This is a genomic window from Methylomicrobium album BG8 (assembly GCF_000214275.2).
Lineage (GTDB): Bacteria > Pseudomonadota > Gammaproteobacteria > Methylococcales > Methylomonadaceae > Methylomicrobium > Methylomicrobium agile.
Genome location: NZ_CM001475.1, coordinates 1,316,944 through 1,333,853, shown reverse-complemented (window position 1 = coordinate 1,333,853; position 16,910 = coordinate 1,316,944). Strand labels below are relative to the sequence as shown.

At 56.4% G+C, this 16,910-nt stretch carries 23 protein-coding genes; 8 read left to right on the top strand and 15 right to left on the bottom strand.

The window, feature by feature from the left end; genetic code table 11:
* Positions 1 to 97 precede the first annotated feature (97 nt).
* Together rpmB and rpmG are read left to right on the top strand one after the other, a co-directional pair.
* Entirely contained in the window at positions 98 to 334 is a 237-nt protein-coding gene (gene rpmB, locus METAL_RS05880) for a 50S ribosomal protein L28 (protein WP_005370541.1), read from the top strand.
* A gap of 12 nt (positions 335 to 346) precedes the next feature.
* The gene (rpmG, locus tag METAL_RS05875; RefSeq protein ID WP_005370539.1) at positions 347 to 502 is read left to right on the top strand and encodes a 50S ribosomal protein L33; all 156 of its coding nucleotides are present in this window, start codon (positions 347 to 349) and stop codon (positions 500 to 502) included.
* A gap of 68 nt (positions 503 to 570) precedes the next feature.
* On the opposite strand, the gene METAL_RS05870 is transcribed toward rpmG, so the two are convergent.
* Positions 571 to 1,875 carry a cyclic nucleotide-binding domain-containing protein gene (locus METAL_RS05870; RefSeq protein WP_245549474.1) on the bottom strand — a complete coding sequence of 435 codons (1,305 nt, stop codon included), beginning with the start codon at positions 1,873 to 1,875 and terminating at the stop codon, positions 571 to 573.
* Positions 1,876 to 2,110: 235 nt separating this feature from the next.
* Between METAL_RS05870 and METAL_RS05865 the strand changes: the two genes are divergently transcribed.
* From METAL_RS05865 to METAL_RS05855, 3 genes are all read left to right on the top strand, one after another.
* Positions 2,111 to 3,475: a DegQ family serine endoprotease gene (locus tag METAL_RS05865; protein WP_005370534.1), complete on the top strand. Its 1,365-nt coding sequence runs from the start codon at positions 2,111 to 2,113 to the stop codon at positions 3,473 to 3,475.
* A 66-nt stretch (positions 3,476 to 3,541) separates the two neighbouring features.
* A complete protein-coding gene (gene moaB, locus METAL_RS05860; RefSeq protein WP_005370533.1) occupies positions 3,542 to 4,057 on the top strand; it encodes a molybdenum cofactor biosynthesis protein B in 516 nt (171 codons plus the stop codon).
* A 1-nt stretch (position 4,058) separates the two neighbouring features.
* Entirely contained in the window at positions 4,059 to 4,463 is a 405-nt protein-coding gene (locus METAL_RS05855) for a DUF423 domain-containing protein (protein WP_005370532.1), read from the top strand.
* Positions 4,464 to 4,575: 112 nt separating this feature from the next.
* Here METAL_RS05855 and METAL_RS05850 read toward each other — a convergent pair whose 3' ends face one another.
* The 5 genes from METAL_RS05850 to METAL_RS05830 form a co-directional block, all read right to left on the bottom strand.
* Entirely contained in the window at positions 4,576 to 4,836 is a 261-nt protein-coding gene (locus METAL_RS05850; protein WP_005370531.1) for an HP1242/YdcH family protein, read from the bottom strand.
* A gap of 318 nt (positions 4,837 to 5,154) precedes the next feature.
* Positions 5,155 to 5,475, bottom strand: a complete 321-nt coding sequence (locus tag METAL_RS05845; RefSeq protein ID WP_005370530.1) for a non-heme iron oxygenase ferredoxin subunit — start codon at positions 5,473 to 5,475, stop codon at positions 5,155 to 5,157.
* A 17-nt stretch (positions 5,476 to 5,492) separates the two neighbouring features.
* A complete protein-coding gene (locus METAL_RS05840) occupies positions 5,493 to 6,278 on the bottom strand; it encodes a class I SAM-dependent methyltransferase (RefSeq protein WP_005370529.1) in 786 nt (261 codons plus the stop codon).
* Positions 6,279 to 6,327: 49 nt separating this feature from the next.
* Positions 6,328 to 6,780, bottom strand: a complete 453-nt coding sequence (sufU, locus tag METAL_RS05835) for a Fe-S cluster assembly sulfur transfer protein SufU (protein WP_005370528.1) — start codon at positions 6,778 to 6,780, stop codon at positions 6,328 to 6,330.
* Positions 6,780 to 8,003, bottom strand: a complete 1,224-nt coding sequence (locus tag METAL_RS05830; RefSeq protein ID WP_005370520.1) for a cysteine desulfurase — start codon at positions 8,001 to 8,003, stop codon at positions 6,780 to 6,782. Before METAL_RS05830 ends, sufU begins: the two co-directional genes overlap by 1 nt.
* A gap of 90 nt (positions 8,004 to 8,093) precedes the next feature.
* On the opposite strand from METAL_RS05830, the gene METAL_RS05825 reads away from it, so the two are divergent.
* Positions 8,094 to 8,654 carry a Uma2 family endonuclease gene (locus tag METAL_RS05825; RefSeq protein WP_005370518.1) on the top strand — a complete coding sequence of 187 codons (561 nt, stop codon included), beginning with the start codon at positions 8,094 to 8,096 and terminating at the stop codon, positions 8,652 to 8,654.
* Positions 8,655 to 8,690: 36 nt separating this feature from the next.
* Here METAL_RS05825 and sufD read toward each other — a convergent pair whose 3' ends face one another.
* The 4 genes from sufD to METAL_RS05805 all read right to left on the bottom strand — a co-directional run bounded on the left by sufD (position 8,691) and on the right by METAL_RS05805 (position 12,923).
* Positions 8,691 to 10,013 carry a Fe-S cluster assembly protein SufD gene (gene sufD / locus METAL_RS05820; protein WP_005370516.1) on the bottom strand — a complete coding sequence of 441 codons (1,323 nt, stop codon included), beginning with the start codon at positions 10,011 to 10,013 and terminating at the stop codon, positions 8,691 to 8,693.
* On the bottom strand, positions 10,013 to 10,756 hold the full coding sequence (gene sufC, locus METAL_RS05815; RefSeq protein ID WP_005370514.1) for a Fe-S cluster assembly ATPase SufC: 744 nt from the start codon (positions 10,754 to 10,756) through the stop codon (positions 10,013 to 10,015). The genes sufD and sufC overlap by 1 nt, the downstream gene beginning before the upstream one ends.
* Positions 10,757 to 10,927: 171 nt before the next feature.
* A complete protein-coding gene (gene sufB / locus METAL_RS05810; protein ID WP_005370512.1) occupies positions 10,928 to 12,376 on the bottom strand; it encodes a Fe-S cluster assembly protein SufB in 1,449 nt (482 codons plus the stop codon).
* Between the two features lie 97 nt (positions 12,377 to 12,473).
* Positions 12,474 to 12,923 (bottom strand): SUF system Fe-S cluster assembly regulator, encoded by a 450-nt coding sequence (locus METAL_RS05805; RefSeq protein WP_005370510.1) that lies wholly within the window; start codon positions 12,921 to 12,923, stop codon positions 12,474 to 12,476.
* 170 nt (positions 12,924 to 13,093) lie between these two features.
* Between METAL_RS05805 and ppnP the strand changes: the two genes are divergently transcribed.
* Positions 13,094 to 13,408: a pyrimidine/purine nucleoside phosphorylase gene (ppnP, locus tag METAL_RS05800; protein WP_005370508.1), complete on the top strand. Its 315-nt coding sequence runs from the start codon at positions 13,094 to 13,096 to the stop codon at positions 13,406 to 13,408.
* Between the two features lie 26 nt (positions 13,409 to 13,434).
* Positions 13,435 to 13,863: a YcgN family cysteine cluster protein gene (locus tag METAL_RS05795; protein ID WP_005370506.1), complete on the top strand. Its 429-nt coding sequence runs from the start codon at positions 13,435 to 13,437 to the stop codon at positions 13,861 to 13,863.
* Positions 13,864 to 13,918: 55 nt separating this feature from the next.
* Here the strand turns inward: METAL_RS05795 and METAL_RS05790 are convergent, their stop codons facing one another.
* From METAL_RS05790 to METAL_RS05770, 5 genes are all read right to left on the bottom strand, one after another.
* Positions 13,919 to 14,392 (bottom strand): discoidin domain-containing protein, encoded by a 474-nt coding sequence (locus tag METAL_RS05790; RefSeq protein ID WP_005370504.1) that lies wholly within the window; start codon positions 14,390 to 14,392, stop codon positions 13,919 to 13,921.
* Between the two features lie 57 nt (positions 14,393 to 14,449).
* Positions 14,450 to 14,836, bottom strand: coding sequence for a DUF6632 domain-containing protein (locus METAL_RS05785; protein ID WP_005370502.1), 387 nt, complete (start codon positions 14,834 to 14,836; stop codon positions 14,450 to 14,452).
* Between the two features lie 68 nt (positions 14,837 to 14,904).
* Positions 14,905 to 15,192 (bottom strand): hypothetical protein, encoded by a 288-nt coding sequence (locus METAL_RS05780; protein ID WP_005370500.1) that lies wholly within the window; start codon positions 15,190 to 15,192, stop codon positions 14,905 to 14,907.
* An 85-nt stretch (positions 15,193 to 15,277) separates the two neighbouring features.
* Positions 15,278 to 16,240, bottom strand: coding sequence for a YVTN family beta-propeller repeat protein (locus METAL_RS05775; RefSeq protein ID WP_005370498.1), 963 nt, complete (start codon positions 16,238 to 16,240; stop codon positions 15,278 to 15,280).
* Between the two features lie 2 nt (positions 16,241 to 16,242).
* Positions 16,243 to 16,809: an SRPBCC family protein gene (locus tag METAL_RS05770; RefSeq protein ID WP_005370497.1), complete on the bottom strand. Its 567-nt coding sequence runs from the start codon at positions 16,807 to 16,809 to the stop codon at positions 16,243 to 16,245.
* Between the last annotated feature and the right edge of the window lie 101 nt (positions 16,810 to 16,910).

Here is a 16,910-nt window from a genome sequence, read left to right as displayed (position 1 = left end):
AAACATCCGGTTTATTTTATCGGGAGTTATTTACCTTGAAAAGAAATTTTGGTATAAAGTTAGATTAACTTTGAACCAAGGCATATTGAGGGTAATCATGTCCAGAGTCTGTCAAGTAACCGGCAAACACCCGGTTACCGGAAACAACGTTTCCCACGCAAACAACAAAACCAACCGCCGTTTTTTGCCTAATCTGCAGCATCACAGATTCTGGGTGGAAAGCGAAAACCGCTGGGTTCGCCTGAGAATTTCGGCCAAAGGCATGCGGATCATCGATAAAAAAGGCATCGACGCGGTATTGGCCGACCTGCGCGGCCGCGGCGAGAAAGTGTAAGGAGAGAGAAAAATGCGCGATAAAATCAAATTGGTTTCTACCGAAGGCACCGGTCATTTCTATACCACGACCAAAAACAAGAGAACGATGCCCGAAAAGATGGAAATCAAAAAATTCGATCCGGTGGTCCGCAAGCACGTGATCTACAAAGAAGCGAAAATCAAATAAGCCGCTTTCCGATTCCGCTCCCGGGCTTGGCCGGGAGCTTGTTGCCCCCGATTTCGTCCGGGCGGTTCTTAGGCGTCGTTTTTGAGTTTCCGGAGCATGTGTTTTAATTGCTCGAAATGCCTGGACAGCGTCGTGAAACGATCTTCGATCCGTTTCTTTTCCTCATCCAGTTCGCTGCATCTGTCGTTCAGCTGCTTGACCGTACGGCGCAACATTTCATTTTCCTTTTTGAGCTTTAGAAGCTGCTCATCAGGACCGGCATCCCGTTCCTCCGGCATCGGAGTGCCTTCCTCTACTTGAGGCGGCGCATCGGCCTTCGTCTCGTTCCGGCTCTCGGCTGAGTCTTCCTTAGACGCTTCGGCTACGGATTCCATCCCTCCTTTCAGGATGAATGCCTTGAACCGGTGCTTCAGCAGAAAAAAAGCCCCCGCCTCGCTGATGCGCCCGTTACGGCACACCACGATTACCGGTTTGTCCCGATTCAAACTTTTAAGCTGCATCCTTAAGGAAAAAAACTGCACATTGACGCTGCCTTCGATATGACCCCGCTCGAATTCATCCAACGGCCGAAGATCCAGCACGGCACCGCCCTCATCCCGCAGCGCCGCCATTTCCTCGTAGCCGACGAAAACCAAAGAAGGCTTTTTGATCAGGGCGACGAACCGGTTCTTGTCCAGACGCAATACGGTCACATCGGTCAAGGCAGTCACCGAAACCGTCCGCGGCGCACCGCTAATCAATGCATCCTCGCCGAAAATCTCGCCCTTTTCGAGCACGGCAAGCCGAATGGATTTCGAGATCGGCGTCGGCTTCCGCGAAATCTCGCATTGGCCGCTTTTCAAAAAATAAAAGTAATCCCCCTCGGCACCCTGTTCGATAATCACCTCTCCCTTGACCACCGCCACCTCTTCCAAGGCAAGCAGGATTTTCTGCAGATTAGCCGGAGGCAACCGCTGAAAAATCGGTAATTTCAGCAGTATCGTCATCCAGTCATCGGAGTTTTCGTCAATTTCCTCTTCAACCACCACCATTTCGCTCTCTTCCTTATATTCCAGCGCCGGAGGATTGTTGGCCTTTTCCGCATCCACCCTGACGAACCGGACGACGCCCTTGGCGAACGCATCGATCTTTCTCGGCAATTGATGCGCCAGGGCAAACTTGGCGGACTCGTGTGCGGACGAAACCACTTCGATGACCAAACCTTCCGCCTGCAGCACCACTTCGCCTTCAAGCAGGTAGAATAAATCGTTTTCGGTATCGCCTTTTTTAAACAGCAAAGCATCCCTGATTTCTTCTACCGTGATTTCATTGCACAAGTCATTGAACAACGGCCCCGGCAAGGTCGCCAAAGGAACCAGTTTTCGAATGCGCAAAGCATCCTCTGAATTTACATCTACCGCCATAGGCCCATTAAACGCGATTAACAACATTCGCGCAGGACTCGAATCAGGCCGCCCGTTTAAATCCTGCCGGAATACCGGAAAAATAGCACGCCGCACCGAAACAATAAAGCTTTTATTATGCGAAAGACTCCCTATTTCGGCCTTGTTTTAAACGTTTTCGATCTTATATTGTCTATTGCCACGTTTAACCCGCTTGAGAATCCGTATGAGAAAAAAATTTGCAAAACAGTACGCGATACCGCTTCTTTTAACGGCCAGCCTTGGAATCAGCACTCCCGCGACAGCCGGACTACCGGCTTTCCTGGGCGGTCAGAGCGTGCCTTCGCTGGCGCCGATGCTGGAAAAAAGCATGCCTGCCGTGGTCAATATTTCGACCACCACCCATATCGAGGTCGCGGAAAACCCTTTGCTGCAAGACCCTTTTTTCCGGCATTTTTTCAATCTGCCCAACCAATCGCCGCGCCAGCAGCAAAAAAACAGCCTCGGTTCCGGCGTCATTATCGACAGCGACAAAGGCTACGTGCTGACCAATAACCATGTGATCGACAAAGCGGACAAGATCATGGTCACCCTGAGCGACGGCCGCCAGCTCGACGCCCGCCTGGTCGGCGCCGATCCGGAAGCCGATGTGGCGGTCGTCCAGATTCAGGGCGACAATCTGACCGAATTGCCGATGGCCGATTCGAGCCAGCTGAGAGTCGGCGATTTCGTGGTCGCGATCGGCAACCCGTTCGGCCTCGGCCAGACGGTCACCTCGGGAATCATCAGCGCGCTGGGGCGCTCGGGACTGGGCATCGAAGGCTATGAAGACTTCATTCAGACCGACGCCTCGATCAACCCCGGCAACTCGGGTGGCGCACTCGTCAACCTGAACGGCGAATTTATCGGGATGAATACCGCGATCCTGGCGCCGAGCGGCGGCAATGTCGGGATCGGCTTCGCGATTCCGTCGAACATGGTCGCGAGCCTCATGGATTCCCTGGTCAAACACGGCGAAGTGCGCCGCGGACTGCTCGGCGTCACGACGCAGGACCTGACGCCCGACCTGGTCAAGGCCTTCAATCTGACCAATCACCAAGGGGCGGTGATCAGCCGGATCGAAAGCAATTCGGCCGCCGCCAAAGCCGGCCTGGAACCGGGCGACGTGATCGTTGCGGCCAACGGCAAGCCGATCCGAAACAGTCATGAAATCCGCAACATCATCGGTCTGATGCAGATCGGCGACGAGGTGAACATCGAGTTCTACCGCGGCAACGAAAAAAAACAGGCCACTGCCACCATCGGCAAGCCCGAACGCCCGCATTTGAACGGCGAGAAACTGCATCCGACCCTGAAAGGCACGATTCTGGGTGCCACCTCGAAGGACCAGGTCGAAGGCATTCTGATCGAGAAGATCAATACCGCTTCCTACGCTTGGCGTGTCGGCCTCAGGCCCGGCGACGTGATCGTGACCGCCAACCGTTACCGCGTGCACAGCCTGGACGAGCTGAAACAGGCCGCCGATCCGGAGTCGCCGTTGATGATCAATATTCAGCGCGGCCAGGAAGGCTTCTTCGTCGTCTTGCGGTAAACGCAAATGCTGGTTACCCTATGCGGGTTTCGATAACCCGCATACCAACCCATCAACGCTCTACCGATGACGAACACTTTCATCCCTTTAAATATCGCGGTATTGGTCGTCTCCGATACGCGTACCGAAGCCGACGACATTTCCGGCAAAACGCTGGCCGAACGCGCGGTGGCCGCCGGCCATCACATCATCGAAAAAAAAATCGTGCCCGACGACATCTACCGGATACGAGCAATCGTCTCGCAATGGATTGCCGATGAGCAGGTGAATGTGGTCCTCGCCACCGGCGGCACCGGGGTAACCGGCCGCGACGGCACGCCCGAAGCGGTCAGGCCGCTGCTCGACAAAGTGCTCGACGGCTTCGGCGAAACCTTCCGGATGCTGTCCTACCAGGACATCAAGACCTCGACGATCCAGTCGCGCGCGCTCGCCGGCGTCGCGAACGGCACGTATCTCTTTTGCCTGCCCGGTTCGTCCGGGGCCTGCCGCACCGCCTGGGATCATCTGATCAAAGATCAGCTCGACTTCCGCACCCAACCCTGCAACCTCGTTCAACTGATGCCAAGACTTGTGGAAATCTGACATGCAATCGAGTTTTTTATTTTTTGGCGCGCTCGGCGCCTTGGTCGGCGTAGGCATGGGCGCGTTCGGCGCGCACGGCCTGAAAAATATGATCAGCCCGGAAATGCTGACGGTCTACCAGACCGGCGTCAGCTACCAGATGTGGCATGCGCTGGGGTTGATCGGAATCGCCCTGATCCGCCGGAACGAGCCCGAATCCAAACTCTTGAACTGGGCCGGCTGGCTGATGCTGACCGGCATCGTGCTGTTCTCGGGCAGCCTGTACCTGCTCGCGATCATGGGTTTGAAGGAACTCGGAATGGTTACCCCGTTCGGCGGCGTCAGTTTTTTGCTAGCCTGGCTATTGCTGGCCGTTTACGCCACCAAGAAAGCGCCGGCCAGCAGGTATTCCTCACGCTCCCGCTGACTCTGTTTGCCGCCGAACAGGAACTATCCTTTTCAAAGCATAAAAAAGGGTACGACTTATGTACCCTTTTTTGTCTGCCGATGTAGCCGGCTTATCGCTAATCAAAGCCTTCTCAGCTCTCTACCGATTTTTCGGCGGCCTTTTGCAACATGCCGTACAGCGTATCTTTCATCTGCACGCGGCGCTTTTTCAGATTCTCCAGAAACTCGTCCGAATGCGCCTCGATTTCGAGCTCGGTACGGCGGATTTCGTCGTTAAGCTCGTCGTATTCCCGATGGAGTTTTTCAAACTCCGGATCAGTCGTCTTCAGGAGATGGATCTGCTCGCGGAATTCGGGGAATTCGATCGACAAATGATGCTTTTCGTTTAGCATAGGCTTTCCTTTAATTAATTTTAATAAGAAAAATTTTTATCGTTCCCTCACTCTGTGCTCGTCTTTATACACAAGTGAGGAGCAATCCAATGCGAGCTTTGGACTTCTGCCTGATCCACGATAAGGATTCCGTCAACAATGGCTTCCCCATGTAGGGTACGCTGTGCGTACCTTTTGGGCTTTGAGAAGGTACGCACAGCGTACCCTACAAATTGTTGTATTTGATGGAATATCGAATGGCCGGATACGATGTGTATAACGACGAGCGCTCTGCGTGGGAATAATCAGCGGAATTTATTTTTGACCCAATCCTGAAGATCAATCCCAACGGTCGTCCCGGACCTGAACTTTCCCGTTCTCGATCCGTAACGGGAAGGCATGAATATCCTCGTAAGCCGGCGGAGACAGCACCGCGCCGGTCTTCACGCAAAATCTCGCGCCGTGGCGGGGACAAATGATCTGGTCGCCGTCCAGTTCGCCGCTGGCGATTTCCGCCCCGTCGTGCGTGCAGGCGTCTTCGATCGCGTAATAGCACCCCTCGATCCGGAACACCGCGACATCGGTGCCGTCGACCTCGACAACTACATTTTCGCCGTCAGCCAGGGCATTCTGACCGCAAACATCAACCCATTCCGTCATCAGCAGTACCTGTTTTTCTAGCTTTTCAAATAAACGTCGTAACGCAACAATTTTCCCTGAAAACTCTCGTTCGGCTTGCCGCCGAGCGGTTCGGCGTAATCGGGGCTCTTGACGACGATCCGCCTGCCGGCGGCTTTAAACGCCGCTTCGAATAATTGTTCCTTATCTTGATCATCGCCCGAGAGGGCGCGCAGCACCACCATCGACTTTTTCGCAAGCGCGGATTTTTTGCGTTTGGGCGGGAACATCGGATCGAGATAGACACAGTCCGGCCTGCTGTCGAGATTCGCCAGGACCGCAATCGCATCGCCCTGAATCAATCGGGGCGACACCGGTGCCAGTCTTTGCATCCACTCCAGCTCCGCCAGCCGGCGGAAACCGTCGGCCAGCAGTTCGGCCATCACCGGCGAGCGTTCCAGGCAGGTCAGCTCGTATCCCATCCGGAAAATATGCAACGCATCCTGGCCCCAGCCGGTCGTCGCATCGACGACCGTTCGGGTCTTGCGGCCCAGCGCCTGCGCCAATGGACCTTGCTTCGGAGCAGGCCAGGAACGCTGCTCGCCGGCGCGCGGTTCGACTTCGACCGTAAGGCCGCCGGCTTTCGGCAGCTCGCGGTCCAGCAGCTTCAGGCTGCCGTCGCGCCAGCTCAGAAAAAACGCTTCCTGCGCACCGAAATCGGCAGTCCCGGCATTGCGCAGCGGAACGCCCAGACGTTCCGCCAACTGCCGGAAAGAGGACACATCGCCCTGCCCTTCATACAGCACGGCGAGTTTGCCGGAATATACGGAAGCCGGCCCGCTCATCGGCCCATCGAACCGGGATGCCCGATACGAATGCGATTCGAAAAAAACGTCACTCCGTCGAAACCGGCGTATGCTGATTCTTCAGCGCCGCATCGAGCGTATGCCAGGCCAGGGTCGCGCACTTCACGCGCGCCGGATATTCCCTGACGCCGGCCAGCACGGCCAGCTTGCCGAGCGCTTCGAGCTGCAGGTTCTCATCCTTGCCAGTCGTCATTTCGTGGAATTTTTTGAACAGGGCTTCGGCTTGCTGTTCGGTCATGCCCTTGACGATTTCGGTCATCAGCGATACCGAGGCGGTCGAAATCGCGCACCCGGAACCCTGAAAGCTGGCATCCTTGATCACGTCGCCGTCCATTTTCAGGTACAGCGTCAGGCGGTCGCCGCACAAGGGATTGAAGCCTTCCACCTGCCGGTTCGCGTCTGCCATCACCCGGAAATTGCGCGGGTTGCGGTTGTGATCGAAAATGACCTCCTGGTAGAGGTCGCGTAATTCATCAAACATCAGCCAAATACCTTGATTAACGATTCTATCCCTTGCATCAGCGCGTCGATTTCCGCGCGGGTGTTATACATCGCGAAAGACGCGCGCGCGGTCGCCGGCACCTCGAAAAAATCCATCACCGGCATCGCGCAGTGGTGGCCGGCCCGGATCGCGATGCCCAGACTGTCCAGCATCGTGCCGATATCATGCGGGTGCACGTTCTCCAGTACGAACGACAGGATCGCGCCTTTCCGGGCCGCTTCGCCGACGATGGTGAGACCGTCGATGTTCCGGGCCTGCTCCGTCGCATAGCCGAGCAATTCGGCCTCGTAAGCGGCCACTTGGTCCATCCCGACCGCATTCAGATAATCGATCGCGGCGCCCAGGCCGACTACATCGGCGATGCTCGGCGTGCCGGCTTCGAACTTGTAGGGGAGCTTATTATAGTCCGATTTTTCGAAAGTCACCTTGCGGATCATGTCGCCGCCGCCCTGATACGGCGGCATCGCTTCGAGCAGCACCTGCCTGCCGTAAAGTACGCCGATGCCGGAGGGACCGTACAGCTTATGTCCCGAAAACGCATAAAAATCGCAATCGAGCGCCTGCACATCGATTTTCATATGCGGCGCCGCCTGGGCGCCGTCGAGCAGTACCGGGACCTTTTGCGCATGCGCGGCCGCAATGATTTTTTCGACCGGATTGATCGTGCCCAGCGCATTGGACATGTGCGCGACCGCTACCAGGCGAGTCTTGTCGCTTAATAACGCTTCGAACGCTTCATAGATCAGCTCGCCCTTGCGGTTGATCGGCGCGACTTTCAATACTGCGCCGGTCTGCTCGCATAAGAGCTGCCAGGGCACGATATTCGAGTGATGCTCCATCGCGGTGATCAGGATTTCGTCGCCGGCCCGGATATGGGTCCGTCCGTAGCTTTGCGCGACCAGATTGATCGCCTCGGTCGCGCCCCTGACGAAAATGATTTCCTTTTCGCTGGCCGCGTTGATGAAGTCCCTGATCTTGCCGCGCGCGCTTTCGAACTTGTCGGTCGAACGCACGCTGAGCGTGTGCACGCCGCGGTGGATGTTCGCATAATCGTTCCGGTACAGATCGCTGATCGCGTCGATCACTGCGTTCGGCTTCTGGCAACTGGCGGCATTGTCCAGGTAAACCAGGTCTTTGCCGCGGATCTTTTGGGCCAGGATCGGAAAATCGGCACGGATTTTTTCTACGGGAAAATGTGTCATTACGTTAAAAGTTCTGTTTCAAATTCGGTGATTGCAACTTAAACCGAGAGCTATTATATTGGCTGTAAGGTTCAACTACGATTCTGTCTGATGGCTACCGTATCTCCCAGAAAACATCTGACCAATCTCGACGAATGGCGTCGACTCGGCGAGGCGGCTATTTTCCCCCCGGACAGCCGTCTCGAACTGATCGAAGGAGAAATATTGGAAATGGCGCCTATCGGCTTTAATCACGCGGGCCATGTGATGCGGCTCAATCATTTTTTCTCGAAATTACTGGGCGATCGAGCCCTCGTCAATATTCAAAATCCCCTCCAGCTCGGCGACCTCTCCGAACCGGAACCGGACTTCATGCTGCTGAGACCGAATCCGGATTTTTACTCCTCGCGACATCCAAAGGCGGACGATGTCTTGCTGCTAATCGAAGTCGCCGACAGTTCGCTGGCTTTCGATCAGAACCAGAAACAGCGGTTATACGCGCTGCATCGAATTCCCGAGTACTGGCTGCTGAATCTGAACGACAACTGCCTGGAAGTTTACCGGCGCCCGCACGGCGAGTTATATGAGGAAAAAACCACCTTGCGCATTGGCGATTCGATCGGTTTGTCGCAGCTTCCCGGCATTGTTATCCAACTCTCGGATATTTTATAGTCTAAACGTTGGGTTGCCGTTTTCCGGCAACTCAACCTACAGCCACGCCTTTTCGACGCCTTGCTGCGGAAACCGCCGCAAGAGTTCGCCCAGCACCAGATCGTGCAGTTCCCTGATCTTGATCTTGTCGACCATTTCATTCGCAAACGCAAAAGTCAGCATGTTGCGCGCGGTTTCTTCGTCGACGCCGCGGGACTGTAAATAAAACACCGACTTTTCGTCCAACTGGCCGACCGTTACGCCGTGTCCGCATTTCACGTCGTCGGCATAGATTTCCAGTTGCGGCTTGGTATCCGCTTCCGCGTCGTTCGAGAGCAACAGGTTGCGGTTGTTCATTTCCGAATCGGTTTTTTGCGCATCCTCCGCGACAATCACCCGGCCCTGAAACACGCCCCGCGCTCTGTCATCGAGAACGCCTTTGTATAATTCGCGGCTGGTCGCATGAGGCTTCAAATGGTTGATCCGGGTGTGATTGTCGATATGCTGGCGCTTGTCGCCGACATACAGGCCGTTCAAAATACACTCCGATGCCAGATCCAGATCGGCATGAATGTCGCTCCTTGCCAGGAGCCCGCCGAACGCGTAATGATGGTGCGCAAAACGCGCATCCCGCGCCTGGGCCACGTAAGTGCCGCCGAAATGATAGGCCTTGGCCGACTCGGCCTGCAGCTTATAAAGCGCCAGCTCCGCGTTCGCGCCGACAAACACTTCGTTGACGGACGCTGCGAGGTAAGCGCAATCCGCGCCGATATAGGTCTCGACGACTTCGGCCTGCGCCATCGGATCGACAACAATCAGGTTGCGGGTGGTCGCCAACGCATCGGATTCGGTCACCACATGCAGCAGTTGCAGCGGCTTCGCCAGCACTTGCTTGGCCGGGATATGCACGAACAGGCCGTCGCTGAACCAGGCCGTGTTGAATGCGACAAAGCCGTGCTCGCTGTCCGCAACCGCCTTGCCGAAATGCTCCTCGACCCGCTCGGAATATTGCCTTAAAGCATCGGCCATACTCAGGACCAAGACATCATTGGGCAGGCTGGCGAGGCTCGAAAGCTCGGCCGAAAAACGGCCGTTCAACAGCACGATCGACCAGGCGTCCTGTAACCGATAACTGTCGATCCATGCCTGATCGACCGCGCTTGCCGGGGCAGACAAAAGCGGAGAAAACAGTTTCTTCTCGATTGCCGATACGTTCGTGTAACGCCATTCTTCCTCGCGCAGCGATGGAAATCCGCCGGCCGCAAACAACGCGAGCGCATCATGGCGCCGCTGCTTCAGCCAGGGTAAATTTCCGCCGGGCAATTGAGGCGCGATCCTTTCGTATTCCACCGGATAACGGCTTGCAGTCACTGCACTCATCACGCCGCCTCGAGCCAGCCGTAGCCTTTTTCTTCCAACTCCAGCGCCAGTTCGGGGCCGCCGGACTTCACGATCCGGCCGTGCGCCAACACATGCACCACGTCCGGCTTGATGTAGTCGAGCAGGCGCTGATAATGGGTCACCATCACGAACGCGCGCTCCGGCGAACGCAGCGAATTCACGCCGTCGGCGACGATCTTCAACGCATCGATGTCGAGGCCGGAATCGGTTTCGTCGAGAATGCACAGCTTCGGCTCCATGATCGCCATCTGCAGGATTTCGTTACGTTTCTTCTCGCCGCCGGAAAAGCCTTCGTTGACCGCGCGGTACAAAAACTTCTCGTCCATTTCCAACAGCTTGACCTTGTTCTTGACCAGGGTCAGAAAATCCATCGCATCGACTTCAGGCAGGCCGCGGTGCTTCCGAACCGCGTTCAGCGCGGCCTTCAGCAAATAAATGTTGCTGACGCCCGGAATTTCGACCGGGTATTGAAACGCCAGAAACACCCCTTCGCGCGCGCGGATTTCCGGCGCCATCTCGATCAGGTCCATGCCGCGATAGGTCACCGAACCTTCGGTTACGGTATAACCGGCCTTGCCCGACAGCACATGCGACAGCGTGCTTTTGCCGGAACCGTTCGGTCCCATGATCGCATGGATTTCTCCCGCATTGATCTCTAAATTGATGCCTTTCAGAATCGGCTTGTCGCCCACGCTGACGTGGAGATTTTCTATGCTGAGCATTTTGTTTTACCTGTGCTATTTAATTGGGTTTTGTACCCAGATACTTACAAATTTCTATGCGATACACATGCTTCGCTATTAAAGGCAAGCTCATAGGCTGGGTTGAGGAACGAAACCCAGCATTTTCGGACAATTGCTGGGTTTATCAACCCAGCCTACGGGGCTTGCCCACTAGCCGACCGAACCTTCCAGACTCAACCCCAGCAATGCCTGCGCCTCGACCGCAAACTCCATCGGCAATTCCTTGAAGACTTCCTTGCAAAAACCATTCACGATCATCGACACCGCATCTTCGGCCGAAAGCCCGCGCTGCTGGCAAAAAAACAGTTGGTCTTCGCTGATCTTCGAGGTGGTCGCTTCGTGCTCGACCTGCGCCGACGGCTGCCTGACTTCTATATAAGGAAAGGTATGGGCGCCGCAGCGGTCGCCGACCAGGAGCGAATCGCATTGCGTGTGGTTGCGCGCGTTCTCGGCGCTCTTCAGTACCTTCACCAGGCCGCGGTAGGTATTCTGCGCCTTGCCCGCCGAGATGCCTTTCGACACGATCGTGCTGCGCGTGTTCTTGCCGATGTGGATCATCTTGGTGCCGGTGTCGGCCTGCTGGTAATTGTTGGTCAGCGCGACAGAATAAAATTCGCCGATCGAATTGTCGCCCGCCAACACGCAGCTCGGGTATTTCCAGGTGATCGCCGAACCGGTTTCGACCTGGGTCCAGGACACCTTCGAATTGTCGCCGCGGCAATCGGCGCGCTTGGTCACGAAGTTGTAAATGCCGCCCTTGCCTTCCTTGTCGCCCGGATACCAGTTCTGCACGGTCGAATATTTGATCGTGGCGTCTTTCAGCGCGACCAGCTCGACCACCGCCGCATGCAGTTGGTTTTCGTCGCGCATCGGCGCGGTGCAGCCTTCCAGATAAGACACATGGCTGCCTTCGTCCGCGATAATCAGGGTCCGCTCGAACTGCCCGGTGTTCGCTGCGTTGATCCGGAAATAGGTCGATAGTTCCATCGGGCAGCGCACGCCTTTCGGGATATAGACGAACGAGCCGTCGGTGAACACCGCCGAATTGAGCGCCGCGAAGAAATTATCGCCAGGCGGCACGACCGAGCCGAGGTATTGTTTGACCAGCTCGGGATACTCGCGCAACGCTTCCGAAATCGGGCAGAAAACGATGCCGGCATCCTTCAGCTTTTCCTTGAACGTGGTCGCAACCGAAACGCTGTCGAACACCGCGTCGACCGCGACACCGGCCAGACGCTCCTGCTCGTCGAGCGGAATGCCGAGCTTTTTATAGGCGGCCAGCACTTCCGGATCGATGTCGTCCAGGCTTTTCGGGCGGTCTTCCTTGCGTTTCGGCGCCGAATAGTAGCTGATCGCTTGGTAGTCGATCGGATCGAACTTCACGAACGCCCATTCGGGGGTTTTCATCGTGCGCCAATGGCGAAACGCTCTCAGGCGCCATTCCAGCATGAATTCAGGCTCGTTTTTGACTTTGGACAAGCGATGAATCACGTTCTCGTCGAGACCCGGCGCGAAGGTTTCGGTTTCCAGGACCGTCACAAAGCCCTGCTTGTATTCCTGGCTGATCAGGTTCTGAATTTCTTGAGCGCTTGCTGACATAAAAAACTCTCTAAATATCTCAATGAATGGATAGGGCTACATGATGGGTTTCGATCGATGGGTTTCGGCTGGCGCCTCTACCCATCCTACGCAGGCATTAACGGGATAAACTCGCGACCGGAATCAGGATTTCCTCGGGCACCATCGCCGGTTTGATCATATCCGCCAGCGTCACCGACTCCAGCGCGTCATGGATCGCCTGGTTGATCAGACCCCAATTACCGCGAATCCCGCAGCCTGAAGCCTGCTTGCAACCCCGGTGCGAAATGCTGCACTCGGTCAGCGCAATCGGGCCTTCCAACGCACGAATGACCGCCGCGACGGTGATCCTGTCCGGCGTACTGGCCAGGGCATAACCGCCTTTCGCGCCGCGCGTCGAAGTCAGTACCTGCGCATGGACCAGCAGTTTAAGAATTTTACTGACCGTGGGCAAGGCAATTCCGGTCGCCGAGGCTATTTCGATCGCCGTGTGGAATGCCGAGGCGCCTTTCGCCATATGGCTCAAAATCACTGTGGCGTAATCAGTCAGTTTACTTACCCGTAGCATATCTACCCTCTTCAATTAGGACTATTTTAGTCCTTTTTAATTCCGTAGTAAATAAGTAGGTTTTATTTTTTTACGTCCTTTCCCCTCGCACGGCGGACTCAAACCGAACCAAACCACCCGTAATCTGGTATCATGGCGCCCCCTGAAACTTACTCACAACACAAGGTACCATGTCCGAATTCAGCAATGTCACCGTCGTCAAAAAAGCCAACGTCTATTTCGGCGGCAACGTTTCCAGCCGCACGATCCGTTTCGCGGACGGCACGGTCAAAACCCTCGGCTTCATGCTGCCCGGAGAATACACGTTCAACACCGCCGATCCCGAACTGATGGAAATCCTCGACGGCGACTTGGACGTCTGGCTGCCGGGCGCAGCGCACTGGCAAACGGTCAAAGGCGGCGAGTCGTTCAACGTGCCGGGCAATGCGCAATTCACGGTCAAGATCAAGGCACCGACCGACTATTGCTGCTCGTTCCTGAAATAAAGGATTCGCCGAAAAAAACGGCCGCGATGAATTTCTGGCAAACCAAAACACTGCATGAAATGACCGACGCCGAATGGGAGTCGCTTTGCGACAACTGCGGCAAGTGCTGTTTGAACAAGCTCGAAGACGAGAAAACCGGCGAAATTCACTTCACCAGCGCGGCCTGCAGGCTGCTCGACCTGAAAACCTGCCGCTGCACGCGCTATGCGGAACGCGCGCGGCTGGTGCCGCGCTGCCTCGACGTCAGAAAGCTGGATCCAGAAGCGTATCACTGGCTGCCCTCGACCTGCGCCTACCGCCTGCTGTCCGAAAGCGAAGACCTGCCTACATGGCACCCTTTAGTCTCGGGCCGCCGCGAAACGGTACAGCGCGCCGGCGTTTCGATAAGCAGCTATGCGGTCAACGAAAACCAGGTCAGGCGACTGGAGGATCACATCATCCGGTGGCTGGATTAATCAAACCCGATCCCATAAACCATCCACCCGACTGACGGCAAAAGAAGGGCCGATCTCAGGCAACCCGCAATTTTTCGAGAGAGGCAAAGGCACGTTCCCCGCTAATGTCGGGCGTAATGTTCAGTTCGAGCCCGGTCACGCCGGAAAGCGCCACCGTATGATCTTCGGTCTCGCGCGTGCTTCCGTCGGGACTGAAATTCCATTGCTGGCGCACGATTTCATTCCAGGTCCGGCCGTCATCGCCGGACCAGCGAAGCTGGTATTCCTGGGTCCGCCTGATCGCAGTTTCCAAAAAAATCAGATGAATCCGATGAATGTCTTGCGGTCGTTTAAAAAGCAGCCGGATCGTTTGCGCACCGGGCCTGGCGGCCCGCCAACCGCGCTCGGTGTTCGATAACAATGCCGCCTCCACCGGATGTTCGCTGCTTTCCGACGTGACTTCCACGTCGGCGAGCGACTCCAGATTCAGCCAGCTCGTCGTCCGCTTTTGCCGATCGGGGGAAATATCGGTAATGATGTGTTTTTCCATAAGACCTGGTTCTCGATATCCGAAATAAAACTTCTTTAGCTTGATTGAACGGCGCCTCTATGGTTCACGACGCTCCGGCGGCGGCAGACACCGGAGCGCGGCCGCCACCGGAAACAGCGCCGGCACATCTCCGGCCAGATTGGCCCGTTCGTTTTCGTCCGCAATGCCGTGAAACAGCATGATGCCGCCGTGCACAACACTCGAGCAGATCGTAAAGCCGATCAGGCTCCGATGCGCCAGCGGATTCTTGGCCGCGAGGATCAGGAATACGCCCAGCGTGGCGTAAATGCCGATGATCATCTGCTCGTATTCCGGCTGCCGGGGCTCCCAGCCCCATCCCGAAGGCCAGATCCACATCATCAGCGGGTAAATGCCGACAATGAAGACGGTTCCGATGATCCGGAGCGCAATACCAAGGGATTTGAGTTTTTGATCCGGGGTCATGCCAACCTCCTCTGCTTTAAAAAAATGGGGCGGCGGGCGCACCCACCCCGTTCAGCGCAAACGGCGAGCTATTCGTCGCCCAGCCATCCTTCCAGCGTATCGATAATACTCTGCGCCTGTTCCCGGCTGGAGATATTGAATTTGGACTTCTGGCGGTATTCGCCGTTCTGTTTCTGGTAACGCCGGATCGAATATTTGTCCGGGCCGTATTCTTCCTTCGTGCGATTCCACTCTTGGTAGCGGTACATCACCGTCGCCCAGGCCCCCTTGCTCAGGACTTTCTTGTCCAGTTCCTTAACCGTTTCCACGCCGCCGTCTTCATAGGCAATGGTCAATTCTTCTACATTCTCTGCCATATTACACCTAAAACTTCATGTAGGGTACGCTGCGCGTACCGTTCCACGGTTATAAATAACCCAAAACAGGTACGCGCAGCGTACCCTACTTTCCGATAAACTGTCCGAATGCCCGGCTGCCCTCGCCGGCTCTGATCGTCTCGACGACCGTAAGCCGTTTCGCATCAATCACCGATACCGTGCCGTCGAACCAGTTGGCGACATAGACATGGCGGTCGTCCGCGAGCGTGCCGATGCCTTCCGGCTTGCCGCCCACCTCGACCACCCCATGCTCCTTCAGTTCGGCCGTATCGATCACCGAAACCGAATCGCTGTTCTGGTTGGTCACCAACAGGCGGCTGTCGTTCAGCGCAAACGTGGCCGCATACGGCCTGCCCTGCACCTTGACGGTAGCCACGGCTTCCATCGACGCCGTATCGACCACCGTCACGTCGTCGCTTTCGACATTGGCGGTATAAAGGCGCCGGCCTTCGCTGTCGAGAGCCAAGCCGAAAGGGTGCGCGCCGACGCCGGCCGATCCGACCACTTTCAGACTGGCCAGATCGATCTTCGAAACCGAATCGCTAAGCCGGTTGGCGACATAGAGCCAGCGGTTGTCGGGACTGATCGCCAGGCCGGACGGCGACTGGCCGACCGGAATCGTCTTGACCGGTTGCAGGCTGTCCGCGTCGAGCACGGTCACGATCGCCTTGTACCAGTCCGCGACGAATAGCCGCCTGCCGGTCCGGTCGACGGCGACGCCCAACGCGCCGCCGCTGACTTTGGCTTCCTTGACGAGCGCGCGGGTTTGCGCATCGATCACCGCGACGCTGCCGCTTTCCGGCGTACTGATGTAAACCCGGCGGCCGTCGGGCGCTACCGCCACGCCGGCCGGCTTGCCCTTGACGGGAACCGTATCGGCCACCTTGCCCGACTCGGTATCGATGATCGCGACATTGTCGTCCAGCTGATTGGTGATATAGGCGAAAGGCGCCGCCGTAGACGGCAACGGCAGGGCGGAAGCCGCCAGAACCGCCGCCGCGAGAACATAAGGTCGCAGCGAACGCATACTTATTTTTCGGCCAGCGTTTTCAGGTTGGCCAGGCCGGTTTTCAGCACGTTTTCCACGGCCTTGTTCGCCACTTCCTCGTTCATTTCGGCCGGCGGATCGTTGTTCATGTAAGCACGGTAATAGGCCGCCTTCCAGAATACCTTCGATTTGTCCGCACCCTCGGCTTCGACGCCGATGGTCGCGGCATAATCGTGCACCGGCAAGACCGGCACGTGTTCTTGCGCGCCGGCATGGGTAATCGTGCTCGCGGTACTCATTTCGGTGATCTTGTAGGCATACGACATCTTCGCTTCGTCGTATTTTTTCAGCTCTTCGGTGATCGTGCCGCCATTAGTCAAGGTCAGAACGCGAACCGCGCCTTTCTTGTTGCCGCCCTTGTTTTCCACGCTGCCGATGCCGGGATGCCAGGACATGTCGCCGTAGTCCTTGATGATGCCCCAGACTTTCTCGGCGGGCGCGTTGATCACGACTTCCTCTTCGGCTTTCTGACGAACCGGTCCGTGCGCAACGGCAAGCGATGAAGCAAAGAACATCGCAGCGGGAATGCTGTACAACAGTTTTTTCATGATAACTCCTGAGTGGGACGTTAATAAATAAATGCCGCATTATATGCCAATCCCTTGCCGCAAGCATCCGTTTAAAATGGATAGCGAACAGAGGCGCCGGG

Coding starts and splice junctions, on each gene's coding strand:
- rpmB (WP_005370541.1), top strand. CDS start 98: ATGTCCAGAGTCTGTCAAGTAACCGGCAAACACCCGGTTACCGGAAAC.
- rpmG (WP_005370539.1), top strand. CDS start 347: ATGCGCGATAAAATCAAATTGGTTTCTACCGAAGGCACCGGTCATTTC.
- METAL_RS05865 (WP_005370534.1), top strand. CDS start 2,111: ATGAGAAAAAAATTTGCAAAACAGTACGCGATACCGCTTCTTTTAACG.
- moaB (WP_005370533.1), top strand. CDS start 3,542: ATGACGAACACTTTCATCCCTTTAAATATCGCGGTATTGGTCGTCTCC.
- METAL_RS05855 (WP_005370532.1), top strand. CDS start 4,059: ATGCAATCGAGTTTTTTATTTTTTGGCGCGCTCGGCGCCTTGGTCGGC.
- METAL_RS05850 (WP_005370531.1), bottom strand. CDS start 4,836: ATGCTAAACGAAAAGCATCATTTGTCGATCGAATTCCCCGAATTCCGC.
- METAL_RS05845 (WP_005370530.1), bottom strand. CDS start 5,475: ATGACGGAATGGGTTGATGTTTGCGGTCAGAATGCCCTGGCTGACGGC.
- METAL_RS05840 (WP_005370529.1), bottom strand. CDS start 6,278: ATGAGCGGGCCGGCTTCCGTATATTCCGGCAAACTCGCCGTGCTGTAT.
- sufU (WP_005370528.1), bottom strand. CDS start 6,780: ATGTTTGATGAATTACGCGACCTCTACCAGGAGGTCATTTTCGATCAC.
- METAL_RS05830 (WP_005370520.1), bottom strand. CDS start 8,003: ATGACACATTTTCCCGTAGAAAAAATCCGTGCCGATTTTCCGATCCTG.
- METAL_RS05825 (WP_005370518.1), top strand. CDS start 8,094: ATGGCTACCGTATCTCCCAGAAAACATCTGACCAATCTCGACGAATGG.
- sufD (WP_005370516.1), bottom strand. CDS start 10,013: ATGAGTGCAGTGACTGCAAGCCGTTATCCGGTGGAATACGAAAGGATC.
- sufC (WP_005370514.1), bottom strand. CDS start 10,756: ATGCTCAGCATAGAAAATCTCCACGTCAGCGTGGGCGACAAGCCGATT.
- sufB (WP_005370512.1), bottom strand. CDS start 12,376: ATGTCAGCAAGCGCTCAAGAAATTCAGAACCTGATCAGCCAGGAATAC.
- METAL_RS05805 (WP_005370510.1), bottom strand. CDS start 12,923: ATGCTACGGGTAAGTAAACTGACTGATTACGCCACAGTGATTTTGAGC.
- ppnP (WP_005370508.1), top strand. CDS start 13,094: ATGTCCGAATTCAGCAATGTCACCGTCGTCAAAAAAGCCAACGTCTAT.
- METAL_RS05795 (WP_005370506.1), top strand. CDS start 13,435: ATGAATTTCTGGCAAACCAAAACACTGCATGAAATGACCGACGCCGAA.
- METAL_RS05790 (WP_005370504.1), bottom strand. CDS start 14,392: ATGGAAAAACACATCATTACCGATATTTCCCCCGATCGGCAAAAGCGG.
- METAL_RS05785 (WP_005370502.1), bottom strand. CDS start 14,836: ATGACCCCGGATCAAAAACTCAAATCCCTTGGTATTGCGCTCCGGATC.
- METAL_RS05780 (WP_005370500.1), bottom strand. CDS start 15,192: ATGGCAGAGAATGTAGAAGAATTGACCATTGCCTATGAAGACGGCGGC.
- METAL_RS05775 (WP_005370498.1), bottom strand. CDS start 16,240: ATGCGTTCGCTGCGACCTTATGTTCTCGCGGCGGCGGTTCTGGCGGCT.
- METAL_RS05770 (WP_005370497.1), bottom strand. CDS start 16,809: ATGAAAAAACTGTTGTACAGCATTCCCGCTGCGATGTTCTTTGCTTCA.